Annotated in this window: 23 protein-coding genes; 19 read left to right on the top strand and 4 right to left on the bottom strand. The window is 42.3% G+C overall.

The window, feature by feature from the left end; translation table 11 throughout:
- Window positions 1-2 precede the first annotated feature (2 nt).
- Complete coding sequence (ilvN, locus tag P2E05_RS02435; RefSeq protein ID WP_004924476.1) at window positions 3-287, top strand: acetolactate synthase small subunit; 285 nt, start codon at window positions 3-5, stop codon at window positions 285-287.
- 189 nt (window positions 288-476) lie between these two features.
- Window positions 477-1,139, top strand: a complete 663-nt coding sequence (locus P2E05_RS02440; RefSeq protein WP_272657865.1) for a hypothetical protein — start codon at window positions 477-479, stop codon at window positions 1,137-1,139.
- Here the strand turns inward: P2E05_RS02440 and P2E05_RS02445 are convergent.
- Window positions 1,136-1,693, bottom strand: coding sequence for a helix-turn-helix domain-containing protein (locus P2E05_RS02445; RefSeq protein WP_154621819.1), 558 nt, complete (start codon window positions 1,691-1,693; stop codon window positions 1,136-1,138). The genes P2E05_RS02440 and P2E05_RS02445 overlap by 4 nt on opposite strands.
- A gap of 222 nt (window positions 1,694-1,915) precedes the next feature.
- Here P2E05_RS02445 and P2E05_RS02450 point away from each other — a divergent pair, with 222 nt between their 5' ends.
- Both P2E05_RS02450 and P2E05_RS02455 read left to right on the top strand, forming a co-directional pair.
- Window positions 1,916-2,668 carry a sulfite exporter TauE/SafE family protein gene (locus P2E05_RS02450; protein WP_154621818.1) on the top strand — a complete coding sequence of 251 codons (753 nt, stop codon included), beginning with the start codon at window positions 1,916-1,918 and terminating at the stop codon, window positions 2,666-2,668.
- Window positions 2,669-2,834: 166 nt separating this feature from the next.
- Complete coding sequence (locus P2E05_RS02455; RefSeq protein ID WP_154621817.1) at window positions 2,835-4,025, top strand: MFS transporter; 1,191 nt, start codon at window positions 2,835-2,837, stop codon at window positions 4,023-4,025.
- A 49-nt stretch (window positions 4,026-4,074) separates the two neighbouring features.
- Here P2E05_RS02455 and P2E05_RS02460 read toward each other — a convergent pair whose 3' ends face one another.
- Entirely contained in the window at window positions 4,075-5,745 is a 1,671-nt protein-coding gene (locus P2E05_RS02460) for an ArnT family glycosyltransferase (protein ID WP_154635703.1), read from the bottom strand.
- 657 nt (window positions 5,746-6,402) lie between these two features.
- Between P2E05_RS02460 and P2E05_RS02465 the strand changes: the two genes are divergently transcribed.
- The 3 genes from P2E05_RS02465 (at window position 6,403) to P2E05_RS02475 (ending at window position 10,532) form a co-directional block, all read left to right on the top strand.
- The gene (locus tag P2E05_RS02465) at window positions 6,403-7,749 is read left to right on the top strand and encodes an NCS2 family permease (protein ID WP_154624652.1); all 1,347 of its coding nucleotides are present in this window, start codon (window positions 6,403-6,405) and stop codon (window positions 7,747-7,749) included.
- Between the two features lie 261 nt (window positions 7,750-8,010).
- Window positions 8,011-9,660, top strand: coding sequence for a Na+/H+ antiporter (locus P2E05_RS02470; protein WP_154624653.1), 1,650 nt, complete (start codon window positions 8,011-8,013; stop codon window positions 9,658-9,660).
- A 17-nt stretch (window positions 9,661-9,677) separates the two neighbouring features.
- On the top strand, window positions 9,678-10,532 hold the full coding sequence (locus tag P2E05_RS02475) for a carboxylate/amino acid/amine transporter (RefSeq protein ID WP_154624654.1): 855 nt from the start codon (window positions 9,678-9,680) through the stop codon (window positions 10,530-10,532).
- Here the strand turns inward: P2E05_RS02475 and metR are convergent.
- On the bottom strand, window positions 10,462-11,418 hold the full coding sequence (gene metR / locus P2E05_RS02480; protein WP_154624655.1) for an HTH-type transcriptional regulator MetR: 957 nt from the start codon (window positions 11,416-11,418) through the stop codon (window positions 10,462-10,464). The two genes, P2E05_RS02475 and metR, sit on opposite strands and share 71 nt — an antisense overlap.
- Window positions 11,419-11,526: 108 nt before the next feature.
- Here metR and metE point away from each other — a divergent pair, with 108 nt between their 5' ends.
- Window positions 11,527-13,806 (top strand): 5-methyltetrahydropteroyltriglutamate--homocysteine S-methyltransferase, encoded by a 2,280-nt coding sequence (metE, locus tag P2E05_RS02485; RefSeq protein ID WP_154624656.1) that lies wholly within the window; start codon window positions 11,527-11,529, stop codon window positions 13,804-13,806.
- A gap of 68 nt (window positions 13,807-13,874) precedes the next feature.
- On the opposite strand, the gene P2E05_RS02490 is transcribed toward metE, so the two are convergent.
- Entirely contained in the window at window positions 13,875-14,264 is a 390-nt protein-coding gene (locus tag P2E05_RS02490) for a YidB family protein (RefSeq protein WP_163860638.1), read from the bottom strand.
- Window positions 14,265-14,662: 398 nt separating this feature from the next.
- Between P2E05_RS02490 and ltnD the strand changes: the two genes are divergently transcribed.
- The 11 genes from ltnD (at window position 14,663) to rmuC (ending at window position 25,725) form a co-directional block, all read left to right on the top strand.
- A complete protein-coding gene (gene ltnD, locus P2E05_RS02495; protein WP_154624658.1) occupies window positions 14,663-15,571 on the top strand; it encodes an L-threonate dehydrogenase in 909 nt (302 codons plus the stop codon).
- Window positions 15,568-16,845, top strand: coding sequence for a 3-oxo-tetronate kinase (gene otnK / locus P2E05_RS02500; RefSeq protein ID WP_251465029.1), 1,278 nt, complete (start codon window positions 15,568-15,570; stop codon window positions 16,843-16,845). The genes ltnD and otnK overlap by 4 nt, the downstream gene beginning before the upstream one ends.
- On the top strand, window positions 16,838-17,479 hold the full coding sequence (locus P2E05_RS02505) for an aldolase (protein ID WP_154624660.1): 642 nt from the start codon (window positions 16,838-16,840) through the stop codon (window positions 17,477-17,479). Before otnK ends, P2E05_RS02505 begins: the two co-directional genes overlap by 8 nt.
- A 10-nt stretch (window positions 17,480-17,489) precedes the next feature.
- A complete protein-coding gene (gene otnI, locus P2E05_RS02510) occupies window positions 17,490-18,269 on the top strand; it encodes a 2-oxo-tetronate isomerase (protein WP_163860640.1) in 780 nt (259 codons plus the stop codon).
- A gap of 12 nt (window positions 18,270-18,281) precedes the next feature.
- On the top strand, window positions 18,282-19,049 hold the full coding sequence (locus tag P2E05_RS02515) for a DeoR/GlpR family DNA-binding transcription regulator (RefSeq protein ID WP_004924695.1): 768 nt from the start codon (window positions 18,282-18,284) through the stop codon (window positions 19,047-19,049).
- 56 nt (window positions 19,050-19,105) lie between these two features.
- Window positions 19,106-20,065, top strand: coding sequence for a D-erythronate dehydrogenase (denD, locus tag P2E05_RS02520; protein WP_276123000.1), 960 nt, complete (start codon window positions 19,106-19,108; stop codon window positions 20,063-20,065).
- Between the two features lie 10 nt (window positions 20,066-20,075).
- Complete coding sequence (locus tag P2E05_RS02525; RefSeq protein ID WP_276123001.1) at window positions 20,076-21,452, top strand: GntP family permease; 1,377 nt, start codon at window positions 20,076-20,078, stop codon at window positions 21,450-21,452.
- Window positions 21,453-21,917: 465 nt separating this feature from the next.
- A complete protein-coding gene (gene udp, locus P2E05_RS02530; protein ID WP_163860643.1) occupies window positions 21,918-22,673 on the top strand; it encodes a uridine phosphorylase in 756 nt (251 codons plus the stop codon).
- A 208-nt stretch (window positions 22,674-22,881) separates the two neighbouring features.
- A complete protein-coding gene (locus tag P2E05_RS02535; RefSeq protein WP_154624681.1) occupies window positions 22,882-23,664 on the top strand; it encodes a tyrosine-protein phosphatase in 783 nt (260 codons plus the stop codon).
- A 70-nt stretch (window positions 23,665-23,734) separates the two neighbouring features.
- On the top strand, window positions 23,735-24,265 hold the full coding sequence (locus tag P2E05_RS02540) for a DedA family protein (protein ID WP_272687557.1): 531 nt from the start codon (window positions 23,735-23,737) through the stop codon (window positions 24,263-24,265).
- Window positions 24,266-24,369: 104 nt separating this feature from the next.
- Window positions 24,370-25,725, top strand: a complete 1,356-nt coding sequence (gene rmuC / locus P2E05_RS02545) for a DNA recombination protein RmuC (RefSeq protein ID WP_163860645.1) — start codon at window positions 24,370-24,372, stop codon at window positions 25,723-25,725.
- Window positions 25,726-25,766 lie beyond the last annotated feature (41 nt).

Below are 25,766 nucleotides of genomic sequence, written 5' to 3' on the forward strand. Positions count from 1 at the left end.
TTATGGTTTTTGAACATCATCCTATCGCGTTAGAACTTATTGTCCGTAACCACCCTGGCGTCATGTCACATATTTGTGGTTTGTTTGCGCGCCGAGCATTTAATGTGGATGGCATCCTATGTATGCCAATAAAAGATAAAGATGAAAGCCGTATTTGGCTGTTAGTCCAAAAAGACGAACGCTTATCTCAAATGGTCAATCAAGTTGAAAAATTAGAAGACGTTCGTGAAGTTCGTTTTAGCGACGATTTAAGGTTATTTGAGACCATGCAAAATTATCTGCAATAACGCTTAATAACAACGGCATGTCTATTCAACCTACATCACGGTGTAGGTTGAATTTTTTATCTGGCTTATGGATACAATTTAAGTACATTTGTTTGTTTTAGTTGCCAGGTGTTTCTTAAAGTGAACAATGATGATATAACAATTTCAACATCACATCATAAAGCTGTTATCTATAAGTGGATTATTTTTATGCAAAACAATATTTATCTTACTGATACTTATCTCTATGAAATTAAAACCACTATTCTCGAGTCGGGTCATGATGACGACGGGCAATGGGCGGCATTGACGGAGAATATCTTTCATCCTCAAGGAGGAGGGCAGCCAGCAGATATTGGTTGGATGAATGATGAGCCTGTTCGTATTAAGAAACACTCGAATGGATTAATTATTGCTTATTTAAACTCAAACCAAGATTTGCAGAGTGGTGATACCGTTATTGCCCGTGTTGATAAGGCGCAGCGTCAACACCATGCCGCTTTACATACTACAGGACACTTGCTGAGTTGGGTTATGTCACGTTTTGGTTGGCAGGGACAAAAAGGGCATCACTTTCCTAATGAGTCACGGGTTGAATTCAGCGCCATCGGAGATAACGCCACACCTATCGAGCAACTTGATGATAAGCAAATAGAAATGCTAGTGAATCAATCTATCAGTGATGATTCACCTGTATTAATCGGGCAACGCGATACGTTACGGCTTTGTGGTGTTTCTGAAGGTGATGAAGTGCCATGCGGTGGTACGCATGTCGCATCACTTGGTAAAATTGAACAGTTTTCAATTAAATCAATGAAGTATAAAAAAGGCATACTGCGGATCAGTTACGACGCGAAGCATATCGAGCATTAAATACTGTCACTGAGGTGAGAGTAGGTCATGACGACGGTTGCATTTAATTCCCCTTCCATGCAGAGGTAGGAATGGGGAAAGTCACAGCTAAAAGCATAAAAATCGCCTTCTTCTAGTAGTACTGTCTGGTCGTTTTTTAAACGTAGCATCAATGACCCTGTATGCATCATGATGTGTTCATGGGTTCCACTCATGTGAGCTGGACTATTAATGATGGCGCCACGTTTCATTTTTAGCTGCCATATCTCAGAAATATTGCCCATATTGATCCGAAATTTAAAGAGCTGTGAATAATCGCCTTGTAGGGTGGAGGATTTGACGAAATAGGGGTAAGTTTCATGCTGTAATGCAAATAAGTCGCTCAGAGGGAAACGTAATGCAATGGCAATAGCTTCTAGCGTATCAACGCGAGGGTTGGAATCACCCGATTCTAATTTAGAGAGCGCGGCTTTTGAAATGCCTGATAGGCGCGCAAGTTCATTCAGGGATAAATTTCGTGCTTGCCTCAGATGGCGTACTTTTTGACCAATTTTAATATTGATTTTTTTATCCATATGCTGTCTTCCCTGAAAATTAATTTATGCTATTAATTCTAGCATCATAGCAACATTATGTCAGAAATGTACTGACGAAGGCATAATATTTTGGCAATAATCTCGAAGTGTGAAAATTAACGTGTTTGATAAATAAATAAGGTTGCACATTCTATCAAACAGGACTTTTTTATTTTTTCAGAAGAAATTATAGTGAACAAAATACCCTTGTAGAGATTCACTATGCCGTTTGATATTTTATCTCCAGAGATGGCAATCTGCTTTTTTACTTTACTGTGCGCTTATTTGGTCTTTGGGATGGCTGGTTTTGGTTCTGCGTTAGTCGCCACTCCAGTATTAGCGATGTATCTTCCTTTAAATATGATTGTGCCGACTCTTGCCCTTATTGACTTAACCGCGGCATTAATCAACCTTGTTAAAGATGGTAAAAACGCGGACTATCATGAAATTAAATGGATTATTCCATTGATGATCGTGGGGAGTTTAATTGGGGCTGCCATTCTATTGAAAACGCGTCCTGATATCCTGATTTTACTGTTGGGTATATTTGTTATTTTTTATGTACTGAATACGTTCTTTTCAAAGAAAGCCCAGCCACATTTGTCAAAAGCATTTGTTGTGCCTTTCAGCTTAATCGGTGGGGTTTTTAGTGCCTTATTTGGTAGTGGTGGTTTTATTTATGCTATGTATTTATCAAGCCGCATCACAGATAAACAGCGATTTCGCATCACCCAGATGACCTTAATCGGTTTTAGTACATTGACACGTGTTATTATATTTTTAGTGATGGGTGTTTATGTCAATATGGATATTATTTTGATGGCGCTAGCTTTTTCTCCCGCTATGCTAATAGGAATCTGGGTTGGGCGCCATATTACACTGAAAATATCCCGTGATACGTTCCTTAAAATTATTAATGTTATTATTTTAATTTCAGGTGTTGCTTTGTTATATCGTTATTTTTTCATTTTATAATCGGTGCCCAAAAATAAAAAACTATCAGTACAAAATATAGTTTATGATACGAGCGCCTTTTGTCATCTTTTGTTAGTTATGATGATGATGGGTTTTTATGTCAAAACTAACCCTAACTAATAGTGTTTAAAATGGATGCTTCATAACGGAAGCAATGAATATCAAAATGAGCTCTGATCATCAGCGTTTTCAATATCTTCGTCGTACCCCTTCATTTGCTATTTTTACGATCACGACCAGTATCGCAGTGATTGGTATTGTCATTGGACTCAGTATTCCAATGGTCGCACTGCGATTAAATAGCTATGGTGTTGGTGAGTTATATATCGGTATTATTTCTGCTGCACCTGCCTTAGGTATGTTTTTAATCGCACCGGTTGTTCAGCGTATTGTGCACTGGTGTGGAAAGCGGCAGGCGATGTTATTTGCCACGGTTGTTTCGGCTATGAGTTTATTGCCGTTGCTCAGCACGTTGCCATTGTGGTTACTTTTCCCATTACGCCTGATTACAGGACTTGCGAGTGGTGTACTTATCTGTTTAGGAGAAACGTGGATTAATGAGCTTTCTCCTGAAAATAAGCGGGGTCGAATATTGGCTATTTATACAACGGTATTTACTGTAAGCCAGCTACTTGGCCCTTCTTTTATTGCTTATTATGGGGTTGAAGATAAGTCACCTTTACTCATTTGTACTTTGCTCCATCTTATATCCATCGCACTATTTTTAGCGATGGAACAAAAGGTGGGAGACCATATTTCAGCCACGGCAAGTGAGTCTCGTTTTTCTATTATTCAATTTGTGAAATTTGCCCCCGGTATTTGTGCGGGCATCCTGTTTTTTGCCTTTTTTGATGGTACCATTTTGTCAATATTTCCTATCTATGGGATGGGGATGGGGCATACCGAAGCGATTGCAGCAATGATGATTAGTGCAATATTGGCGGGGGATGCGATTATGCAAATGCCGTTTGGTTGGCTCGCTGATCATATGAATCGTGAAAAATTATACCGAATTTGCGGCATTGTCACGTTTGGTGCAAGTTGCTTATTGCCATTACTGATTACTCATAACGTCTTAATTTGGTTACTGTTGTTTGTCTTAGGCGCAACGGCAGGGGCGATTTACACAATTGCTCTTGTGCAAATTGGACAATATTTTCGTGGCAATGACCTCATTATCGCCAATGCGGCAGCAGCAATGCTATGGGGAATTGGTAACCTTTCTGGACCATTATTAGCTGGCGTAGCAACATCGATTTCACCATCAGGGCTGCCCGTTCTCCTAATTCTTATTGCAGCGGCATTCCTCTGGTTTACCCGTGAGAAATATAGCGCACAGGCGACTCAGCGAGTCTAAACTGGCTTTCTGTGCCAGTTGTCTGAACTGGCACAGAAATGTGTCTTATCTATTCAACACTCTTATAAACGACTAAATTTTCGGTAAATTCATCGGGGCGATGATCTGTCCAAAATAATGTCATACCAGATGGTGCTGGTTTAACCTGTTTTGATAATACAATCAGCCAGCGGCAATGCGCTGGTTTTTCAAAGCGATCTTGTCGCTGATGCAGAATGTTGGTGTAGTAGTACAGCATAGGGGCTTCAGATTCGCCTATATTATCCGAGGCCATACAGTCATTATCATGATAATGATCATCTAGCTGTTGCGCTAAATCGACAAATACTTTTTCAAATCCTTTGGCATAGTCAATCCAACCTACAAATAAGGTGAACGTGACCCCCCAAACAATACACATGCCTAATGCCCAGTTCTGTATGGCTCGCAATGTTATTTGTTGGCTGAGGAAGGTACTACGTAAAAACCAAATAGCAGTGAGAAGCGTTGCAGCCACCAAAGTCAACGCTGAAAATGGCAGGTGGTAGCTCATGGGAAGCCATTGACTAAAAAACTGAAGCCAAGTTTCAGCATGGCCAGAAAGCGCGATAACGTAGCAAACCCAAAGAAAAATAATCAGTGCAGACCAGAATGTTGCCGCAAAATATGAAAAATAGCGTAATGCTCTCTCTGGAATAGAAAACAGTGTATTTGTACCTAAAATAGCCAATGGAGCGATAAAAGGTAATAAATAAAGTGCTCTACCTGTTGCTGACATCTGTAAAAATACAATTCCCAGTAATGGGAATATTGTAACTAAATACTCATTGTGATTGCGTAATCGTTTTAAAGGGTTCCTTAAAAAATAAAGGGTTGCCAGTATTCCAGAAGGAAAGGCAAATAAAAGGACAGATGCTGGCACGCGTGTTAAGTTAGCCTTAGCGCCTAATTTTTCAACGGAAAAACCTAAAAATCGTCCAATGTTATTTTCCCAAAACCAAGTGATAAAAAGATCTGGGTGTTGCAAATATAATAAGATAGGCCAAGGTAAAATAAAGATCAGTGAGCAAAGGCCCGCGATGATGGCGGGTAGCCAGAATGTTTTTTGCCGGCAATGCGGTAGGAAAATAGGCGTAAGTAGTAAGCTGATCCATAAGACACCAGGTACAAATACGCCTTTTGATAACAGGGTAATAGCCGTACCAGCCATAAGCCAACATGCGGATGCGACAACTTTTTCTTGGCGTATTAGCCCTAAAATGCCATATAAACCAATGGTTGCTCCTGTCACCAATGCAATATCCGTGAACATGTCATGGCTATGTCTTAAAATACCGGGAGCACAAACATAGAGTGCGAAAGCCACCCAAATACGTTTATCCCCAATGTCTGCTGCATGGAAAGCGCGACGTGCTAGCAAAATAAAAAATGAAAAATTAACCACTGAAAACAATAGAGTAGCACTACGGGCAGCATCGTGAAGCGGCATTAAGCCAGACAGCAAATGTGAAGTGAGCGTCGCGACCCAGTAGTACAGAGGGGGCTTTTCCATAAAAGGTTCGCCCGCATTGGTAGGCACTAACCAGTTATTGGTTTCGAACATGGTTTGGATGATACCAAAGCTATAGTTCTCATCTTGCTTCCATGGCGTATGCCCATAAATACCGGGCAAAAGATAAATAACCAGGAAGCCAATAAATAAAGTTAGTGATAATTGTTTAGGGGATAATTTTTTATACATTGTTTACAGTAAATATATTCCAATAATTAATAGCTCGGCGTAATGTTTAATTTTAACCTAATAAATAAAAATAAACTGTTATAAATGAATCTTGTTAACATTATGAAATAAAAGTTAATTTTTATTTACTTTTTGAAGGTGTGATTATATTTTTTGCAGCGTTACATTTTTGGTAATAAATGCGGTTAATGAAAATTAAAACCTCATTAATTGAAATTAATTTATCTTGTTATTATTAACAAAATAGAATTTAACTCTAACAAAGCATTTATTAACTACAGCTAAACGAGAGTAAAATCTATTAGTAGTTTATTGAATGGGGTCTATTTCTTAACGTTATTAAAGTCGGAAGAGGTCACGTAGCCATTGAATTTAGCTATCAATAATATCGAGGAAGAAAGAAAGACTAAAAATTTACGTTAAGTTTGCTTTGCTGCACGCTATCTGCTGCTTAAATTCGAAAACACTTGATCAGTACACCTGTTTAGATTGATAATTGCCCGCTTCAGAATCTGCCATTTCGACCATAAAGCCAAACGATTGCGTAAAATCACTCTTCATTAAGTGAATGACTTGGCTTATGAGTTTTTTTAAAAAAGTAATCGTTTTCGTGAGCGGAATTTGGCGCTTTTAGTTATGTTTAGCAGGAGTATCTCCATGTCTGGCCAACAGGCTTCAACCAATTGCAAATTGGATAAATTTTTTAAAATTTCCGCGCGTGGCTCTTCGGTTCGCCGTGAAATCATTGCTGGGTTAACGACGTTTTTAGCAATGGTTTACTCCGTTATTGTTGTGCCTGGCATGTTAGGGCAGGCAGGTTTCCCTCCTACCGCAGTGTTTATTGCGACCTGTTTAGTTGCTGGTTTTGGCTCATTATTAATGGGGCTATGGGCTAATCTCCCAATGGCAATCGGGTGTGCTATTTCACTAACCGCATTTACGGCATTTAGTTTGGTGTTGGGGCAAAATATTAGCATCCCTGTTGCGCTTGGTGCCGTATTCTTAATGGGGTGTTTATTCACCATTATTTCAGTGACAGGTATTCGCAGTTGGATCCTTCGTAATATGCCAATGGGCATTGCGCATGGGACAGGGATCGGTATCGGGCTATTTTTACTGCTGATTGCTGCCAATGGGGTAGGGCTGGTGATTAAAAATCCAAATGCAGGCCTACCTGTAGCACTGGGGGATTTCACCTCTTTTCCTGTTTTAATCTCATTAGCGGGCTTAGCCGTTATCTTTGGTCTGGAAAAGCGTCGTGTACCCGGTGGTGTTTTACTGGTCATTATCGCTATCTCTATTATTGGGTTGATCTTTGATCCCGCCGTTAAATATCAAGGTTTCTTTAAACTGCCTTCTTTCGGGGAGGATGGTTTATCACTGATATTTAATATGGATATTATGGGCGCATTACAGCCAATTGTGTTACCGAGTTTATTAGCTTTAGTGATGACTGCCGTCTTTGATGCAACGGGAACAATTCGCGCTGTTGCAGGTCAAGCGAATTTGCTTGATAAAGAGGGGCAAATTATTAATGGTGGTAAGGCATTAACAGCCGATTCGGTGAGCAGTATCTTTGCTGGTGCAATTGGTGCTTCTCCTGCTGCCGTTTATATTGAGTCAGCGGCAGGAACGGCAGCTGGTGGACGCACAGGTTTGACCGCTGTTGTCGTTGGTGTGTTATTCCTGTTCATTTTGTTTTTATCGCCACTGTCTTATTTAGTTCCCGCTTATGCGACGGCTCCCGCTTTAATGTACGTTGGCTTACTGATGCTCAGTAATGTGTCTAAACTCGACTTTGATGACTTTGTCGATTCGATGTCAGGCCTATTGTGTGCGGTATTTATTGTTCTGACATGTAATATTGTCACCGGTATTATGTTGGGCTTTGCAGCGCTGGTGATCGGCCGTATTTTTGCTGGCGAATGGCGTAAGCTAAATATCGGTACCGTCGTGATTGCCGTTCTTTTGGTAGCTTTTTATGCTGCTGATCTAGCTATTTAAGATTTGTTATTCTGTGGGGGAGGGCTCGTTAGCCGCCCCCTAATGTATTATCGCGATTAATCTTAAAGTTTGAATTATTTTCCCGCCGAGTAGTGAGTTAAGGATAGAATAGATAAAAGGCGGTAAATCATGTGAAACCCGCAGGTTTTCACGAGTTGCTGGCTTTACTGAAAAATTTTATGGCCTGACGAGCTACCTAATATTCTGCTACGACGGGTCATATTTGGGTCTTGGTTCGTTTAGTTAATCAGTAAGGGCAACATGGAAATTTTCTTTACTATCCTCATCTTAATTTTGGCTGTGTCTGTTTCAGGCGTGGTGACAAAAGTCATTCCTGTTCGTGTTCCATTACCCTTGATTCAAATTGCGATTGGTGCGTTATTGGCTTGGCCTCAGTTTGGCTTGCATGTCACGTTTGATCCTGAATTATTTATGGTGTTATTGATTCCACCATTGTTATTCGTTGATGGCTGGAAAACACCAACCCGTGAATTTTTCCAAAATGGACGCGAAATCTTCATTTTGGTATTAGTGCTGGTATTGGTGACCGTTGTTGGGATTGGTTATCTTATTTACTGGCTGATGCCTGGTATTCCATTAATTGCTGCATTTGCACTTGCCGCTGTTCTTTCACCAACGGATGCCGTCGCCCTCTCTTCCATTGTGGGTAAAGGCCGAATTCCAAAACGCATGATGAGTGTGTTGGAAGGTGAAGCTCTCATGAATGATGCTTCTGGCCTTGTTGCTTTAAAGTTTGCTGTGGCGATTGCCATGGGAACGATGGCATTCTCTGTTTCCGGTGTGACCATTGAGTTCTTTAAAGTTGCGATAGGTGGATTATTGTCCGGTATCGTCGTGACTTGGGTTTACAGTAAATCGCTTAGACTGATGAGCCGCTGGAGTGGGGATGATCCTGCAACGCAAATCGTGTTTATGCTCTTGCTGCCTTTTGCCTCCTACATGATTGCTGAGCATATTGGCTTTTCGGGCATTTTGGCAGCGGTTGCTGCGGGTATGACGATCACTAAATCTGGTGTGATCCGTAATGCTCCTCTGGCAATGCGACTACGTGCTGACAGCGTATGGTCGATGCTTGAGTTTGTATTTAACGGACTGGTGTTTATCATGCTCGGATTGCAATTGCCGGGAATATGGGAAACCTCTGTACTGCAAGCTGAATTAGACCCGAGTGTAGAAACTTGGATGTTATTCGCGGCTGTTGCGGTTATCTATTTTGCTTTGTTGATATTACGTTTTTGTTGGCTATGGCTAATGAAAAGATTTAGCCGACTGTTTTTGAAGAAAAGGCCATTACAGTTCGCCAACTATACAGTGCGTGAATTATGGTTAGCTTCATTTGCGGGCGTTCGTGGGGCAATTACCTTGGCGGGTGTGTTGTCAGTGCCGTTATTTTTAAGTGATGGCTCACCATTCCCTGCTCGTTATCAGCTGGTATTTATTGCTGCTGGGGTTATTTTATTCTCGATTTTTGCTGGTGTGATCGCGTTACCACTGTTATTGCGTAATTTTAAGGTGAGTGACAAGGAAGCGGATATCAACGAAATACGCATGGCAAAAGCGGCAATGGCTGAAGTGGCTATTGTCAGTTTGAACAAAATGGAAGAGCGTTTATCCGCGGATGTCGATGAAAAATTAGATCCGGAAGATATTAGTGAGGTCGCATCAAGGGTAACGGGGCATTTACGTCGCCGAACCGCGGGTCAGGATGAAATTGAGCATAATCTACAAATTGAGGATCTGGAACGCAGGTTTAGATTAACAGCACTACGTGCCGAACGAGGTGAGTTATATCACTTACGTGCAACACGTAAAATCAGTAATGAAACGTTGCAATCTTTACTGACTGACCTCGATTTATTAGAAGCCGTACTCATTGAAAAAGAGCATTAATTGAGAACAATACAATAATGTGGTTACTTGTTATAACGACGCTGCTTTGGGCAGCGTCTTTTAGTCTTATCGGTGAATATCTTGCTGGTCAAGTCGATAGCTGGTTATCTGTTTTAATTCGCGTATCTTTAGCGGCGTTGGTTTTTTTGCCTTTTTTACGTTGGCGTGGCTTAGGAAAAAAAGTGATTGCCCTCTATATGACGGTTGGCGCATGTCAGCTGGGGATCATGTACTTTTTTGTTTTCCAAGCATATCGGCACCTTACCGTCGCTGAATTTTTGCTATTTACGGTCATGACGCCACTGTATGTGACGCTAGTTTATGACCTATTGGAACGTCAAAAGTTACGCATAGGCTATCTCTTCAGTTCATTGCTGGCCGTGATCGGAGCTGCAATCATTCGTTATGATCACCTGAGTGAGTCATTTTGGGTTGGCTTGATCTATGTTCAACTTGCCAATATTTTCTTCGCGATAGGTCAGGTAGGTTATAAACGCTTGATGGAGGTCTATCCCATTCCTCAGCATCAGGCTTTTTCTTGGTTCTATCTCGGTGCAACGTTGGTGGCGCTAGTTGGTTGGCTCTTATTCGGTAATAAATCCATGGTTCCAACAACCCATGTGCAATGGGGCGTTCTGCTGTGGTTAGGTGTAGCAGCTTCTGGTATTGGCTATTTTATGTGGAACTATGGCGCGACCAAGGTAGACGCTGGAACCCTTGCTATCATGAATAACATGATGGTTCCAGCGGGGCTATTAGTGAATTTTGCTATCTGGCAACAACATCCGGATTGGCTGAGTTTTACCATTGGAGCGAGCCTAATTGTTGCTTCTCTGTGGGTACATAGGCGCTGGATACTTTCACCGGCTTAACATAAGACAAATTATCAACAGCGTGACTAGTCGCGGTTTTGGTAAAAGCTTCAATAGCAGGTTGGCGTTGCTCTCCTTCACGGCATGCAGCGTACAGCCTGCTCCATAATCCATTCCCTAGCGTTTTAATGCTAATCAAACCTTGTTTTTCAAAGGAATCGACAGCCCAATGTGGCAATGCTGCTATTCCCATTTTTGCCGCAACCATTTGAATCAATATCAGTGTGTTATCGACAGTTTTAACACTTGGTGAAACGCCCGCTGGTTGCAAGAAATGACGCCATACGTCAAAACGGTGACGTTGTACGGGGTAAATTAATAAAGTCTCATCGGCCAGATCATGCGGAGCAATTATTGGCTTTCTTGCCAGAGGATGATCATTAGCCACAATCAATTTCACTTCATAATCAAATAGTGGCGTGTAGTGAATTTCTTTATCCGCCAAGATATCAGACGTTAAGACGATATCCAGTTCCCGTGACAGTAATTCAGGTTGCGGGTCGAAAGTCACACCTGATTTAAAATCGACGGAAACTTGTGGCCATGTTTGCCTAAATTGTTGTAATGCAGGAGTGAGCCACTGAATACAACTATGGCATTCAATGGCGATACGTAGTGTTGAGACACCTGGCTCATTACAGACACGAATCGCATCCTTCACCATAGGCAATATTTGCTGGGCTAACTGTAATAGGACTTCCCCTTGTGGAGTAAAACGTAATGGTTGGCTTTTACGAACAAATAGCTTAAAGCCCAAACGGTGCTCTAAGTCACTAAACTGATGTGACAAAGCAGACTGAGTCTGATGCAAATAGGTTGCAGCTGCCGCCAATGAACCGTGCTGGCTGAGCGCATGCAATGTTTTTAGATGTTTTAGTTCAATCATGAGAAACCTTCAAGATGACAATGAATAATTTGCGCTTGTGCTTTATACAGTACCTGTTGATTATAGATGTGTAAACATCTAGACGGCTAAAAATTTTAAGGGGTCAATATGTCTGTTATAAATCATACACTTGGATTTCCTCGTGTCGGTCTGAAAAGAGAACTAAAACGTGCACAAGAAGATTATTGGGCAGGCAAGATTGATCAAGCCGCACTTTTAGAGACAGGACGTGAGTTACGGGCTCGTCACTGGCAACAACAAAAAGAGGCAGGAGTGAATTTATTACCTGTTGGTGATTTTGCTTGGTATGACCAAGTGCTGACAACCAGCCTATTGTTGGGCAACGTGCCACCACGTCATCAAAATGAAGATGGCTCAATTGATTTAGATACCCTGTTTAGAGTCGCACGAGGCCGTGCTCCAACAGGAAAACCAGCCGCAGCGGGAGAGATGACTAAGTGGTTTAATACCAACTATCACTACATTGTTCCCGAGTTCCAAAAAGGGCAAAAATTTAGCCTTTCATGGACGCAGCTATTTGATGAAGTTGATGAAGCATTGGCATTAGGTCATAACATTAAACCGGTTGTTATTGGCCCAATTACCTATCTATGGTTAGGTAAAGTGAAGGGTGAATCATTCGATCGTTTATCTTTGCTGAATGATTTATTGCCTGTCTATGAAGAAATTCTGACTCGTCTGGCGCAAAAAGGGATCGAGTGGGTTCAAATCGATGAGCCGGCCTTGGTTTTAGATTTACCGATAGAGTGGCAGCACGCGTATCAAACCGCCTATCAAGCCCTTACAGGTAAAACTAATTTACTGCTAACCACTTATTTTGATGGCATTAGTCATCATTTAGACCTGATTAAACAACTGCCGATTCAAGGTTTGCATGTTGATGTGGTGGCTGGACGTGATGATATTGAAAAACTGCATCAACAATTACCACGAAATTGGCTGCTATCTCTTGGGATTATCAATGGGCGCAACGTATGGAAGGCTGATTTAGGTGAAAAATTTGCACGGGTGAAACCGTTATTAGGTCAACGACCAATATGGATTGGTACATCCTGTTCATTGTTACATAGCCCAATCGATCTTAACGACGAGACTCGTTTGGACGATGAGGTGAAAAGCTGGTTTGCATTTGCCTTACAAAAATGCGGTGAATTAGCTTTATTAAGTAAAGCGTTAAATGAGCCAACAGAGGCCAATATTGCTGAGTTGGAGCAATACAGCGCCCCCATTCGTGCGCGTAAAACCTCAACACGCGTGAATAATGCAACGGTTGCACAGCGTTTGAAAGCGGTTAGGGAAGGGGATGTTGAGCGTAATAGCGCATATCCAATACGGGCACAGCGTCAGCGCACGCGTTTTAATCTACCATTGTGGCCAACAACAACGATTGGTTCGTTCCCACAAACCAGTGAAATTAGAACGCTACGCCTTGATTTCAAGAAAGGGAATGTTGACAAAACGCACTACCGTACCAATATCAGCGAGCACATTAAGCAAGCGATTAAAGAGCAAGAGCTGTTAGATATCGATGTGCTGGTGCACGGTGAAGCAGAACGTAATGACATGGTGGAATATTTCGGTGAGCATTTTGATGGTTATGTATTTACTCAAAATGGCTGGGTGCAAAGCTATGGTTCACGTTGCGTCAAACCACCAGTGATCATTGGTGATATTAGTCGTCCTGAAGCCATTACAGTTGAATGGGCGAAATATGCGCAATCCTTGACTGAAAAACCGGTCAAAGGGATGTTAACAGGGCCTGTCACGATACTGTGCTGGTCATTCCCACGTGAAGATGTGAGCCGTGAAACGATCGCGAAACAGATTGCGTTAGCGTTACGGGATGAAGTGGATGATTTACAAAAAGCAGGTATTGGCATTATTCAAATTGATGAACCTGCACTGCGTGAAGGATTACCACTGCGTAAGGATGAGTGGGCAGAGTACTTAAATTGGGCTGTTGATGCTTTCAAACTGAGTGCTGCAATAGCCGATGATGAGACACAGATCCACACTCATATGTGTTATTGCGAGTTCAATGACATCATGGAGTCGATAGCTGCACTGGATGCCGACGTTATTACGATAGAGACTTCACGTTCTGATATGGAGTTGTTAGACGCCTTTGAAGACTTTGACTACCCCAATGAAATTGGACCGGGTGTCTATGATATTCACTCACCCAACGTACCAAATGTCGATTGGATTGTGGCTCTGCTGAGAAAAGCAGCAAAACGTGTTCCGGTTGAACGTCTGTGGGTTAACCCTGACTGTGGCTTGAAAACAAGAGGCTGGCCAGAGACCCGTCAATCATTAGCTAACATGGTTGAAGCGGCGAAAAAACTGAGGAATGAATACCAAAGCTAAGGCTTTAACAATGACAAACGGTAGGTGAGACAGCGTATTCCCTACCGTTTTTCTATTTTTTGACAGTATTAACCAAACAGCTTTTCTTTTAGCATATTCATGCCGATTGCTGATAAATCAATATGTTCTGGTAAAACGCCTTCAGGAGTCGCTTGATTGACGAGTTTGGGGAGGTATTTTGCGATTAACTCGGTTGTTTCTTGTGAGTCGAAGCCTACTTGTTGAGCGAGCTGCTGGATATCTAAATTACCGAATACTTGGATTAATTGGTTGACACTAACAGGTAGGTTCTCACCATTACCGATCCATGATTGGACAATCTCACCTAAGCCTTGTTGGTTAAATTTATCGGCAACACCCGCTAACCCACCTTGTTTATCAATCCATTCAATAACAGATTGAAACTGGCTCATTTTATCACCGGCAACCATGGTGATCAGTTGATCGAACAAACCCATCTAATGCTCCTCATCGTTTATCAAGTTGTAGACTCCAACTGCCTATGGTTAGCTTTGGAATACCACTAAAAAATTAAGTCGTCGGCTATTTTGGTCAATTTCAGCAAAGCGTCAATCAAAAATGATGCGATATCTACTTAACTGAATGGAAAAGATGACAAATTTTCTTTTTTTATTCTTGAACTGTGTAAAACATACTCATATCACATTTTTTATCACATTATGCTGTGAATGGTTTTGTGAATTACCAAAAAATATAAAACATTAAAAATCAATTGCATAAAATTTATTTGTTGGTTTTTTATCTTGTTCGTAATGTGATGTTCATCATGTGTTTGTGAATTTTGTTATGTGAGAATTCACATCAATAACAAAGATTAACAACATCAGGGGTTGTTATGGGAAATATCGTTAAGAATGTCGGTGTTATTGGTCTCGGTTCTATGGGTATGGGGATCGCACAATCCCTTATAAAAAATAATATTCCTACCTATGGCTTTGACCTTAGCCCAAATGCATGCCAAACCTTAAAACAGGCTGGCGCTGTTGCGGTGGGGCAAAACGCTGCTGAATATGCTCAAGACTTACAGGCTTTACTTTTAGTGGTCGTTAATGGTCGCCAAGTTGAAGCTATTCTATTTGAAGGGGATAAACCTCTCGTAGAACAGTTACATCCAGGCACAATTATTGTGTTGCATAGTACGTTAGCGGCTGAGCAAACCAAGCGCATCGCTAAGCGTTTAGAACAATATCAATTACCACTAATGGATGCCCCTATTTCTGGGGGGGCGCTGAAAGCGGCGGAAGGTAAGTTAACGGTGATGGCGTCAGGCGCACCAGCATTATTTGAGCAACTTAACGCTATTTTTGCGGCGATATCTGAGCGCTTATACCGCGTTGGTGATGAAGTCGGTCTAGGGTCAACGGTGAAAACAATCCACCAACTGCTGGCTGGCGTACACATTGCTGTTGCTGCGGAAAGTATGGCGTTAGCCGCTAAAGCAGGTATCGATTTGAATATGATGTACGACATCGTCACCCATGCTGCGGGTAATTCTTGGATGTTTGAAAACCGTATGCAGCATGTTCTTGATGGTGATTATACGCCAAAATCGTCTGTGGATATTTTTGTTAAAGACTTAGGTTTAGTCATGGAAACGGGAAAAGCACTTAATTTCCCATTGCCTATTGCCGCAACTGCTCATCAGATGTTTATTTCTGCAAGTCATGAAGGCTTTGGCCATCAAGATGACAGTGCGGTGATCAAAACTTTCAAAGGAATTGCTTTACCGGAGAAAAAAGTATGACAGTGAAATTAGGTGTGATCGCCGATGATTTTACCGGTGCAACCGACATTGCAGGATTTATGGTACAGAACGGCTGGCGTGTCGTTCAACTATTGAATGAACCGGATGAAAATACGGCTGTGCCACAAGATGTTGATGCGATTGTTATCAGCCTAAAAAGCCGTTCTTGTCCTGTCGACACCGCAATCAATGCATCCTTAAATGCCTGCCGTTGGTTAAAGCAGCAAGCTCACTGCCAACAGATTTTCTTTAAATATTGCTCCACTTTTGATTCTACAGAAAAAGGCAATATTGGACCGGTTACTGACGCATTGATGCAACAGCTTGATACGCAAGTCGCATTGATTTGTCCTGCCTTGCCAATAAACGGCAGAACCGTTGTTCATGGTCATTTATTTGTAAATGGCCAATTACTCAATGAAAGTGGCATGCAGCATCACCCAGTGACACCAATGACAGATGCTAACTTGCTCAGAGTCATGGAAAAACAGTCTGAAGGTAAAGCCGGGTTAATTCCATTGCCTGATATTCAGCAAGGTGACGCGCTGATCAAGCAACGCCTAGCGACTTTAGCAGAGCAAGGGGCAAGCTATATCGTTGTTGATTCATTAACAATGAATGATTTATTGCCTATCGCAAAAGCCGTGAAAGAGATGCCTTTGCTAACGGGTGGCTCAGGTCTTGGCGCTGCGTTAGCAAATGTGGATACGGGTTGTGAATGGGGCGCGGGTGGCAGCCGTGGTGAAATACCTGCAAGCCAAGGCCGTAAAACCATTATTTTATCCGGTAGCTGCTCAGTGATGACGAATAAACAAGTTCAAAGCTACCAGCAAATCGCGCCTGCAAAAGTTGTTGATGTGGGCGAGTGTATTGCTAACCCAGAATATGCACAGCAATTAGCGAATTGGGTTCAAGAACAAAAAATCACTGGTTTAGCCCCTTTACTCTATGCGACTCAACCACCTGAAATTCTGAAAAAAATTCAGGAAAATTATGGGGCAGAAGTGGCGAGTAGTGCAGTCGAAAACGTGTTTGGTGAAGTGGTAAAACTTCTTCAAGCGCAAGGTTATAACACTTTTATTATTGCGGGTGGCGAAACATCCGGCAAGGTCGTTCAAAGCCTAGGAACAGAGCAGCTTAGCATTGGTGCGCCAATCGCACCTGGGGTTCCATGGGTTCAGGATTTAACAAGCGGACACTGGTTGGCACTCAAATCGGGTAATTTCGGCCAAGAGAATTTCTTCCAGTACGCACAGGAGATGTTTAATGAGTGAAGAACAGGCACTACGCCAAGAACTGGCTGATTGGGCTAAATCGATGTTTAACCGCGGCTATAGCAGTGGTGGAGCCGGAAACATCAGTGCCAAACTTCCCGATGGGAACATTATTGTTACCCCAACCAATTCAAGCTTTGGTGATTTAGATCCAGAAAGATTGAGTAAGTTGGATGCAGAAGGTAACTGGATCGATGGAGATAAGCCAACGAAAGAAGTTTCTATGCACATGGCGATGTATCGACAGCGTCCAGACTGCCAAGCCGTGGTGCACTTACATTCGCCTTGGCTAACAGCGTTATCGTGTTTAGCGGGACTTGATAGCAGCAACTGCTTACCCCCGATCACGCCTTATTATGTGATGCGAGTTGGCAAACTACCCTTGATTCAATATTTACCACCGGGGGATGACCGTATTGGTGAAGAGATTGAAAAGTTAGCACCAAACCACAATGCGGTATTGCTATCGAATCATGGGCCTGTTGTTGGCGGTAAAACATTAAGACAAGCCTTCTTCAATGCGGAAGAACTGGAAGATACGGCTCGTTTGTATATCACGCTACGTCAGCAAGGCTTTACAACACTCACTGAAGAGCAGGTTAACGAGCTAGAAAGCCGTTATCCAAAGAAATGAGGCACTAGACATGGCTAAATTTGCAGCAAATCTCAGTATGATGTTTAACGAGGTTCCTTTTATCCAACGTTTTGAGCGTGCCGCACAGGCAGGTTTTACTGGCGTTGAATATCTGTTTCCTTACGAAGAGCAGCCAGAAGCTATCGCGGAAGAGCTGAAGAAACATGGATTAACACAAGCACTGTTCAATATGCCTGCGGGGGATTGGGCTGCTGGTGAGCGCGGAATGGCATCGATACCAGGTCGTGAAGATGAATTTGCAAAAGGCGTTCATACGGCATTGCACTATGCTAAGGCATTAGGATGTCAACAAGTGCATGCGATGGCCGGCAAAGTCGATGCCCGCTTTACGCCTGAGCAACAGCGAGCCTGCTTTATCAAGAATATCCAATATGCAGCGGATGTGATGGCAGAACATGGTATTCGCGTCTTAATTGAACCGATTAATACGCGTGATATGCCTGGCTACTTCTTAACGACACAGAAGCAAGCTGAAGCCTTACTCCCTGAAATTGCTCGTGAAAACGTCTTTATTCAGTTGGATCTTTATCACTGCCAAATCATGGAAGGTGATTTATTGAAAACAATTGAGCGTTTATGGGGTAAATTTAGTCATATTCAGATAGCTTCAGTGCCTTATCGTCACGAACCTGATAGCGGTGAAGTCAACTACCCATGGATTTTCGAGCAACTCGACAAAATGGGTTATCAAGGTTGGCTGGGATGTGAATATCATCCTGCGGGCCGCACAGAAGACGGTTTAGGGTGGCTGAAACAAGCACAGTCATAAACAGGAGAACCTATGATCCCTTCAGAGCGTCGTGATTTTATTTACCGTTACGTTCATGAATACCAAACCGTTTCGATCAACGATTTGGTTGAACTGATGAATGTGTCACATATGACGGTAAGACGTGATATTCGCATGCTCGAAGAAGAAGGGAAGGTGGTCGCAATCAGCGGTGGTGTTCGTTTAAACGATGCGTTACGCCAAGAGTTACCTTGGAGTGAAAAAGCGCGTCTACACCATCGCAGTAAACGTGAGATAGGTAAATTTGCCTCATCGCTCGTTGAAGACGGGCAAGTGGTGTATCTCGATGCGGGAACGACCACATTTGAAATCGCTCGTGTGTTAGGTGAACGGTTTAATTTAACAATTGTGACTAACGATTTTTCGATCATGCAGTATTTGATGAATAAATCGCAACTCAATCTCTATCACACGGGAGGGCAAGTCGATAAACGCAATCATTCGTGTGTTGGTAATACCGCAGCGATGATGCTGAAAACGTTAAATGTTGATGTGGCATTTATTAGTACAAGCTCTTGGGATTTACTACATGGTGTCTCTACGCCCCATGAAGAAAAAGTGCAGATAAAACAAACACTACTAGATGTTGCTCGGCGCTGTGTGCTGGTTTCTGACAGTAGTAAATTTGGCAAATACGGTATGTTTCGTGTTTGTCCACTCAATCAATTGCATGACATCATTTGCGACGATCAACTACCAAACGATGCTGTGCAGCGGATAACAGAACAAAATATAAAACTTCATTTAATAAAGACATAAATAAATCTTACCTAATGATAAATAGCCAGAAATAGGCTATTTCAAGGAGAATAACAATGAAAGTTATCATCACTGGCGGCGCTGGCTTTTTAGGTCAGCAGCTAGCCGCTGCTTTACTTAAAAATAGCCAGGGTTTTCAATTTGACCAACTCGTTCTAGCGGACATTCAGTGCCCTACATCCCCAATTGAAGATGCTAGAGTGAGCTGTGTGGCAACGGATTTAACTCAAGCAGGTGCTGCTGATCAACTGATTGATGCACAAACCGATGTGGTTTACCACCTCGCTGCAATTGTGAGTAGCCATGCTGAAAGTGATTTCGATTTAGGCATGAAAGTGAATTTCGAAGCAACACGTCAGTTGTTAGAAGTGGCTCGTGCTAAAAATCCGGCCATGAAGTTTATCTTTACCAGTTCTTTAGCCGTATTTGGTGGTGAGCTGCCAGATGTGATCACCGACCTATGTGTTGTGAATCCGCAATCTTCATATGGCGCTCAAAAAGCCATGTGTGAGTTGATGGTTAACGACTACTCACGTAAAGGTTATGTTGACGGACGTGTGTTACGTCTACCGACCATCAGTGTTCGCCCAGGAGTGCCTAACAAGGCTGCTTCATCATTTGCCAGTGGGATCATTCGTGAGCCATTAAATGGTATTGAAAGTGTTTGCCCAGTTTCACCTGAACTTGCTTTGTGGCTGTCTAGCCCAGAAACCGTGGTGAGCAATTTCATCCATGCTGCAACTATTTCAGCAGAGAAATTTGGCCTTTCTCGTACCGTTAACTTACCGGGAATTACCGTAACGGTTCAAGGAATGATTGATGCGCTACGCGATGTCGCTGGTCAAGACGCTGTTGACCTTATTCGTTTCGAACCTGATGAAGCCATTAACCGTATCGTCGCGAGTTGGCCGGGCAAATTTGATATTAGCCGTGCGTTAGGCCTTGGCTTCCGTGCAGATGGTTCATTTGCTGATGCGATCCGTTCGTTCATCATTCACCACGGCTCACAGCAATAGGGGATAAGCGATGTCCTATATTCCTATTATTGGCCTCGCAGTGGCCATATTTGTCCTGATCTTCTTGGTATTACGAACGCGTATTCATGCGTTACTTGCCATGTTGATTGCGGCTGCAATCGCCGGTATTTCTGGTGGATTAACAGCGGCCGAAACAGTGACTGTCATTACAAAAGGTTTTGGTAGTACACTCGGTGGCATCGGTATTGTTATCGGTCTCGGGGTAATGATGGGAAGGGTGCTAGAAGTTTCTGGTGCTGCTGAACAGATAGCTTATAGTTTTATTCGTTGGTTAGGAAAAAAGCGTGAAGAATGGGCGCTGGCTATTACAGGTTATATCGTCAGTATCCCTATTTTTGTTGATTCGGCATTCGTTATTCTTTATCCGTTGGCGAAAGCGTTAGCAAAGAACGGTAAGCGCAGTTTGTTAACCCTAGGTGTTACATTAGCGGGTGGTCTGGTGGTCACACACCATACTGTACCGCCAACGCCAGGTCCTTTGGGGGTTGCAGGCATTTTTGGTGTTGATATTGGTGCCATGATATTAACGGGGATGACCCTTGCGGTGCCTTGCGTGATTGGTATTGTTTTTTACGCAAAATGGCTAGCGGTTAAATACCCTGAGTTCATGCCTGATGACAGCAACAATGCCGATTTAAAAGAAATCCACGATCGTTATATGGAAGAAAAGGCAAATAAACCGTTACCAAGCCTGTTCTTATCTGTATTGCCTATCGTCACGCCGATCTTGCTGATTTTTATTAACGCAGTTAATGGGTTATTGCTGAAAACTGACACTTTCCAAGGTATGGATGATAATTGGTACTTCCAAACCTTCCAATTCCTTGGGGCACCTATAATCGCTTTATCGATCAGTGTGTTAATCTCGGTTTATACATTGATGCCAAAAGCGACAAAGGAAGAAGTCATCGACCGTATGGAAGAAGGCTTACAGTCAGCGGGTATCATTTTATTGGTAACAGGTGCTGGCGGTGCATTAGGCGCAGTGCTACGTGATAGTGGGACGGGGAATATTTTAGCCGAGCATGTGGCGAGCTTACCGATCACGCCTGTGCTCATCCCATTTATTATCGCAACCTTAGTACGTTTAATTCAGGGCTCAGGCACCGTCGCGATGATCACGGCAGCTTCAATATCTGCGCCAATCATTAGCCAAATTCCGGATATTAATCTACTTGTCGCTGCTCAAGCAGCAACTATGGGGTCATTATTCTTCGGATATTTTAACGACAGCCTTTACTGGGTTGTGAATAGAATGATGGGTATTAAGGACGTTAAACAGCAGATGATGGTCTGGTCTATCCCAACAACGATAGCTTGGGCAATCGGTCTGGTGGGCGTTCTAATCCTTGATGTAGTTCTCTGATAGCCAACGCTCTTTTATTCTGCCAATAATTCAAAGCGCCATTCAAATCATGAATGGCGCTTTTTTATTCTCGAGCGGGGGCAATGAAGATATCTTGTGCTAAGGCATGTCCACCTTCAATATCAACCAAGGCGTCACGCAAAATATGCGATGAATCAGCCTTGGATTAGCATTTATAGGTATAAATAGGGGCTTTGCTGTATATCATTAACAACAATCAATACTTCTCATCATAGCTAATCAAATTTTATAAGTGTTGTTTCAGTGCTCCTCTCGGTATCGTCTATACTGATCGGATACTTAGGTCTACCCGCTTGTTTTGTGTGACTTGAATCACTTTATTTTGCAACATAAACATATCGATTTTCATTAAAGGTGATTAATGTCACTAAACTGTTTGGGGTTTACCGCTATATTACTCTTAACGTATAAATTCAATGATGCCATTGTGTAAAGGAGTTTGATATGTCTGACGTATTCCACTTAGGCTTAAAAAAGAGTGACTTGCAGGGTGCTACTGTTGCTATTGTTCCCGGTGACCCGAATCGCGTTGAGAAAATCGCACGTTTGATGGATAACCCAGTACATCTCGCTTCTCTGCGTGAGTTCACCTCTTGGCGTGGTGAGCTTGATGGTAAAGCCGTGATTGTGTGTTCTACAGGTATCGGTGGTCCTTCTACCTCGATTGCTGTAGAAGAATTAGCACAGTTAGGGATCCGTACTTTCTTACGTATTGGTACAACAGGTGCTATCCAAGAAAACATCAATGTAGGTGATGTTTTGGTGACGACAGGCGCGGTAAGACTGGATGGCGCGAGCCAGCACTTTGCACCTCTTGAATACCCTGCGGTTGCTGACTTTACATGTACAAATGCTCTCTATGATGCAGCAAAAGAAGCGGGGGCGACCGTCCATGTGGGGGTGACGGCTTCCTCTGATACCTTCTATCCAGGACAAGAACGCTACGATACCTATACAGGCCGTGTGATGCGCCATTTCAGAGGTTCAATGAAAGAATGGCAAGATATGGGTGTCATGAATTATGAAATGGAATCTGCAACATTATTGACTATGTGTTCAAGCCAAGGTTTACGGGCTGGTATGGTCGCTGGTGTGATTGTTAACCGTACCCAACAAGAAATCCCTAATGAAGCCTTGCTGAAGAAAACAGAAGGTAATGTGTTGAGTATTGTGGTTGAGGCTGCTCGTCGCCTACTTTAATTACGTCATTACTGGCTCGTTTACTTACGCTTTCACTCGGTTGTGAATAAACAGTAGACGAGCCCAGTTCACTTTCTCTCTTGGTTTATTTTCATCTTTATCGCTCATTTTATTAATGCCTGCTTAATTGCAGGTATTTTTTCTGATTTTTTTCGAGGCATAATCTGTTATGGTTTTGAGAACAATCAACATTATAGGTAAGAAGATGATGACCAAAACACCTTATTTGCACCCTTCAGTATTGCCTCTTAAAGGCGGCGTTAATTTCCGTGACCTTGGTGGGAAAAAATTAGCGAATGGTAATAAAATTAAGTCAGGTTTATTGTTTCGCTCAGGGGCTCTCAACCATTTAACTGAAGAGGATTTGATCATTTTACAAGATCAAAATCTCTATCAGATATTAGATTATCGCGATGTTGCTGAAATTAAATCAAAACCAGATATTGTTTGGGATGGCGCTCATTATGTTAATGCACCCGCAAACCCTATGGCTAAAGAGGTGAGTGCTGATCTTGATAAATTAACCCCTGAACTCCTTGAAAAATTTGATCCTAAAATTTTCATGAACCGTCTTTACGAACTGCTGCCGCTAAATAATCCAGCTTATCATCAACTGGTGAATATGCTAAAGCAGCCAGAAAAAGGCGGTATCGTTCAGCACTGTGCCGTTGGTAAAGATCGTACCGGCGTTGGTTCAGCTTTAGTACTATTTGCACTTGGCGCTGATTTAGACACCGTCATGGAAGATTACTTGCTAACAAACGAAACGTTGGCCCCATATCGCAAGCATTTACTGGAAGAACACGCCCAGAGAATGAGCGAAAGCGCAGTGAAGAAGTTTGAATATGTCTATTCAGTACGCGAAGAGTTTTTACTGACAGCGATAAATAGTATAAATAATCATTATGGCAGCATTGATAAGTGGTTAGAGACGGATTTTGGTTTGGATAAGTCTGGTCGCAGCGTGCTGCAAAGCTATTTTATCGAATAGTTAGTTTAATATTGGTTTATTACATATTCGTTAATGTACTCACCAAGTTATCATTAAGGGAGAAATGACGGTGACACTAAATGAAATAGTCCATGCGGTGACTGAGTTTACCCGTGAACATGAAATATGGGCACTACCAATCATTTTCTTTCTCGCTTTTGGTGAATCTTTAGCATTTTTATCCTTACTGTTACCTGCGACCGTCATTTTACTTGGCTTAGGGGCTTTAATCGGAGAAAGCGGTATCACATTTTGGCCTGTATGGCTTGCCGCGACATTAGGCGCGTTTTTTGGTGATTGGCTTTCTTACTGGTTTGGTTTTCACTACAAAGACAATGTTCGTAAAATGTGGCCTATTTCTCGTAAACCACAGATGATAGATCGCGGGCAGCACTTCTTTAATCGTTGGGGGATCTGGAGCGTATTTTTAGGACGTTTCTTTGGACCATTTAGAGCCGTAGTGCCTTTAGTTGCAGGCATTTGTAAAATGCCGAAACGTTACTTTCAGATCGCGAATATTGTTTCTGCGATGATATGGGCATTCGGTATATTAGCGCCAGGCGCTTTTGGCCTACGTTGGTTGGCTCATTGGATGGGATAAGCTGCGAAGCTGTTCGCAATTTATGGCTTACTTCAAATTACTTCTGGACAGATATACAGTATCCGATTACTTTACATTGGATCACGTAATGTAAGGATTTAACAGTGGATACCTCTCTACTATATGGGGTTATTGGTGCCCTCGGTGGTATTTTAATTGGCGGTTTGGCTGTCTGGTTTTCTATTGCACAAAAATTGAGCCAAAAAGAACAAGAACTCCAACAAGTTAACCGTCAGCTTGCGGCAAGCGATGAAAAAAACATCCATCTTTCTGAATGGAAAATGGAGTATGAGCGTCTTGATCAAGAGCTGCGTACATTGCGAGACATTAACCGTGAGCAGGAAGCTGAACTACGGGAAATCACCACACGTTTTGAACAAAATCAATTAGCTAACGAAGAAAAACAAAGGCTATTGCAAAATAGTGAGCAGCGGCTGACTACACAATTTGAAAATTTGGCAAACCGTATTTTCGAACAAAGTGAACGACGAGTGTCAGAGCAGCAACAGAAAAGCTTAATCGCCATGCTGTCACCATTTCGTGAGCAACTTGAAGGTTTCCGCCAGCAAGTTCAACAAAGTTTTGGGGAAGAGGCTAAAGAACGGCACACCTTGGCTTATGAAATTCGTCAATTACAACAGTTAAACAATCAAATGACGAAAGAAGCCGTTAATTTAACGCGTGCTCTCAAAGGTGATAATAAAATTCAAGGGAATTGGGGAGAAACGATTTTGACTCGTATCCTTGAAGCTTCTGGCTTACGTCAAGGTAGTGAGTTTGAGACACAGGTGAGTATAAACACAAGCTACAATAGCCGTTATCAACCCGATGTGATTATTCGCCTACCTGAAGGCAAGGACGTCATTGTTGATGCTAAAATGTCATTAGTCGCCTATGAAAACTATTTCAATAGTGAAGATCCTGAAGAACAAGCCTATGCACTCAAAAATCATGTCGCTTCAATTCGTAATCATATGCGTGGTTTAAGCCGTAAAGATTATCACCAATTACCAGGAATACGCTCCCTTGATTATGTCTTGATGTTCATTCCGATTGAACCTGCGTATTTGTTAGCTTTAAAAGAATCGCCTGAGTTACTTGATGAAGGGATAAAACAGAATATCATGTTAGTGTGTCCTTCTACCTTATTGGTTGCAGTGAGAACAATCAATAACTTATGGCGGTACGAACGACAAGGACAAAATGCGCAAGAAATTGCGACAAAAGCAGCGAAAATGTATGATAAGTTGCGCCTTTTTGTCGAGGATATGCAGCTTTTAGGCGCCAGCTTAGATAAAGCAGATCAGGCTTACCAATCAGCAATGAAAAGGCTAGCAGAAGGCCGAGGAAATTTGATTAGCCAAGCAGAAAGCTTTAAAGAAATGGGAGTAGAGGTAAAGCAGCCAATCTCCGCTCAATTAGTTGAAAAGTCAGATAAGCCATATTGTGCGGAATCTTAGACTTCTTGATAGGGTTTTACCTCAAAGGCTGTTACACTTCC

It is taken from the genome of Providencia stuartii (assembly GCF_029277985.1).
Taxonomy (GTDB): domain Bacteria; phylum Pseudomonadota; class Gammaproteobacteria; order Enterobacterales; family Enterobacteriaceae; genus Providencia; species Providencia zhejiangensis.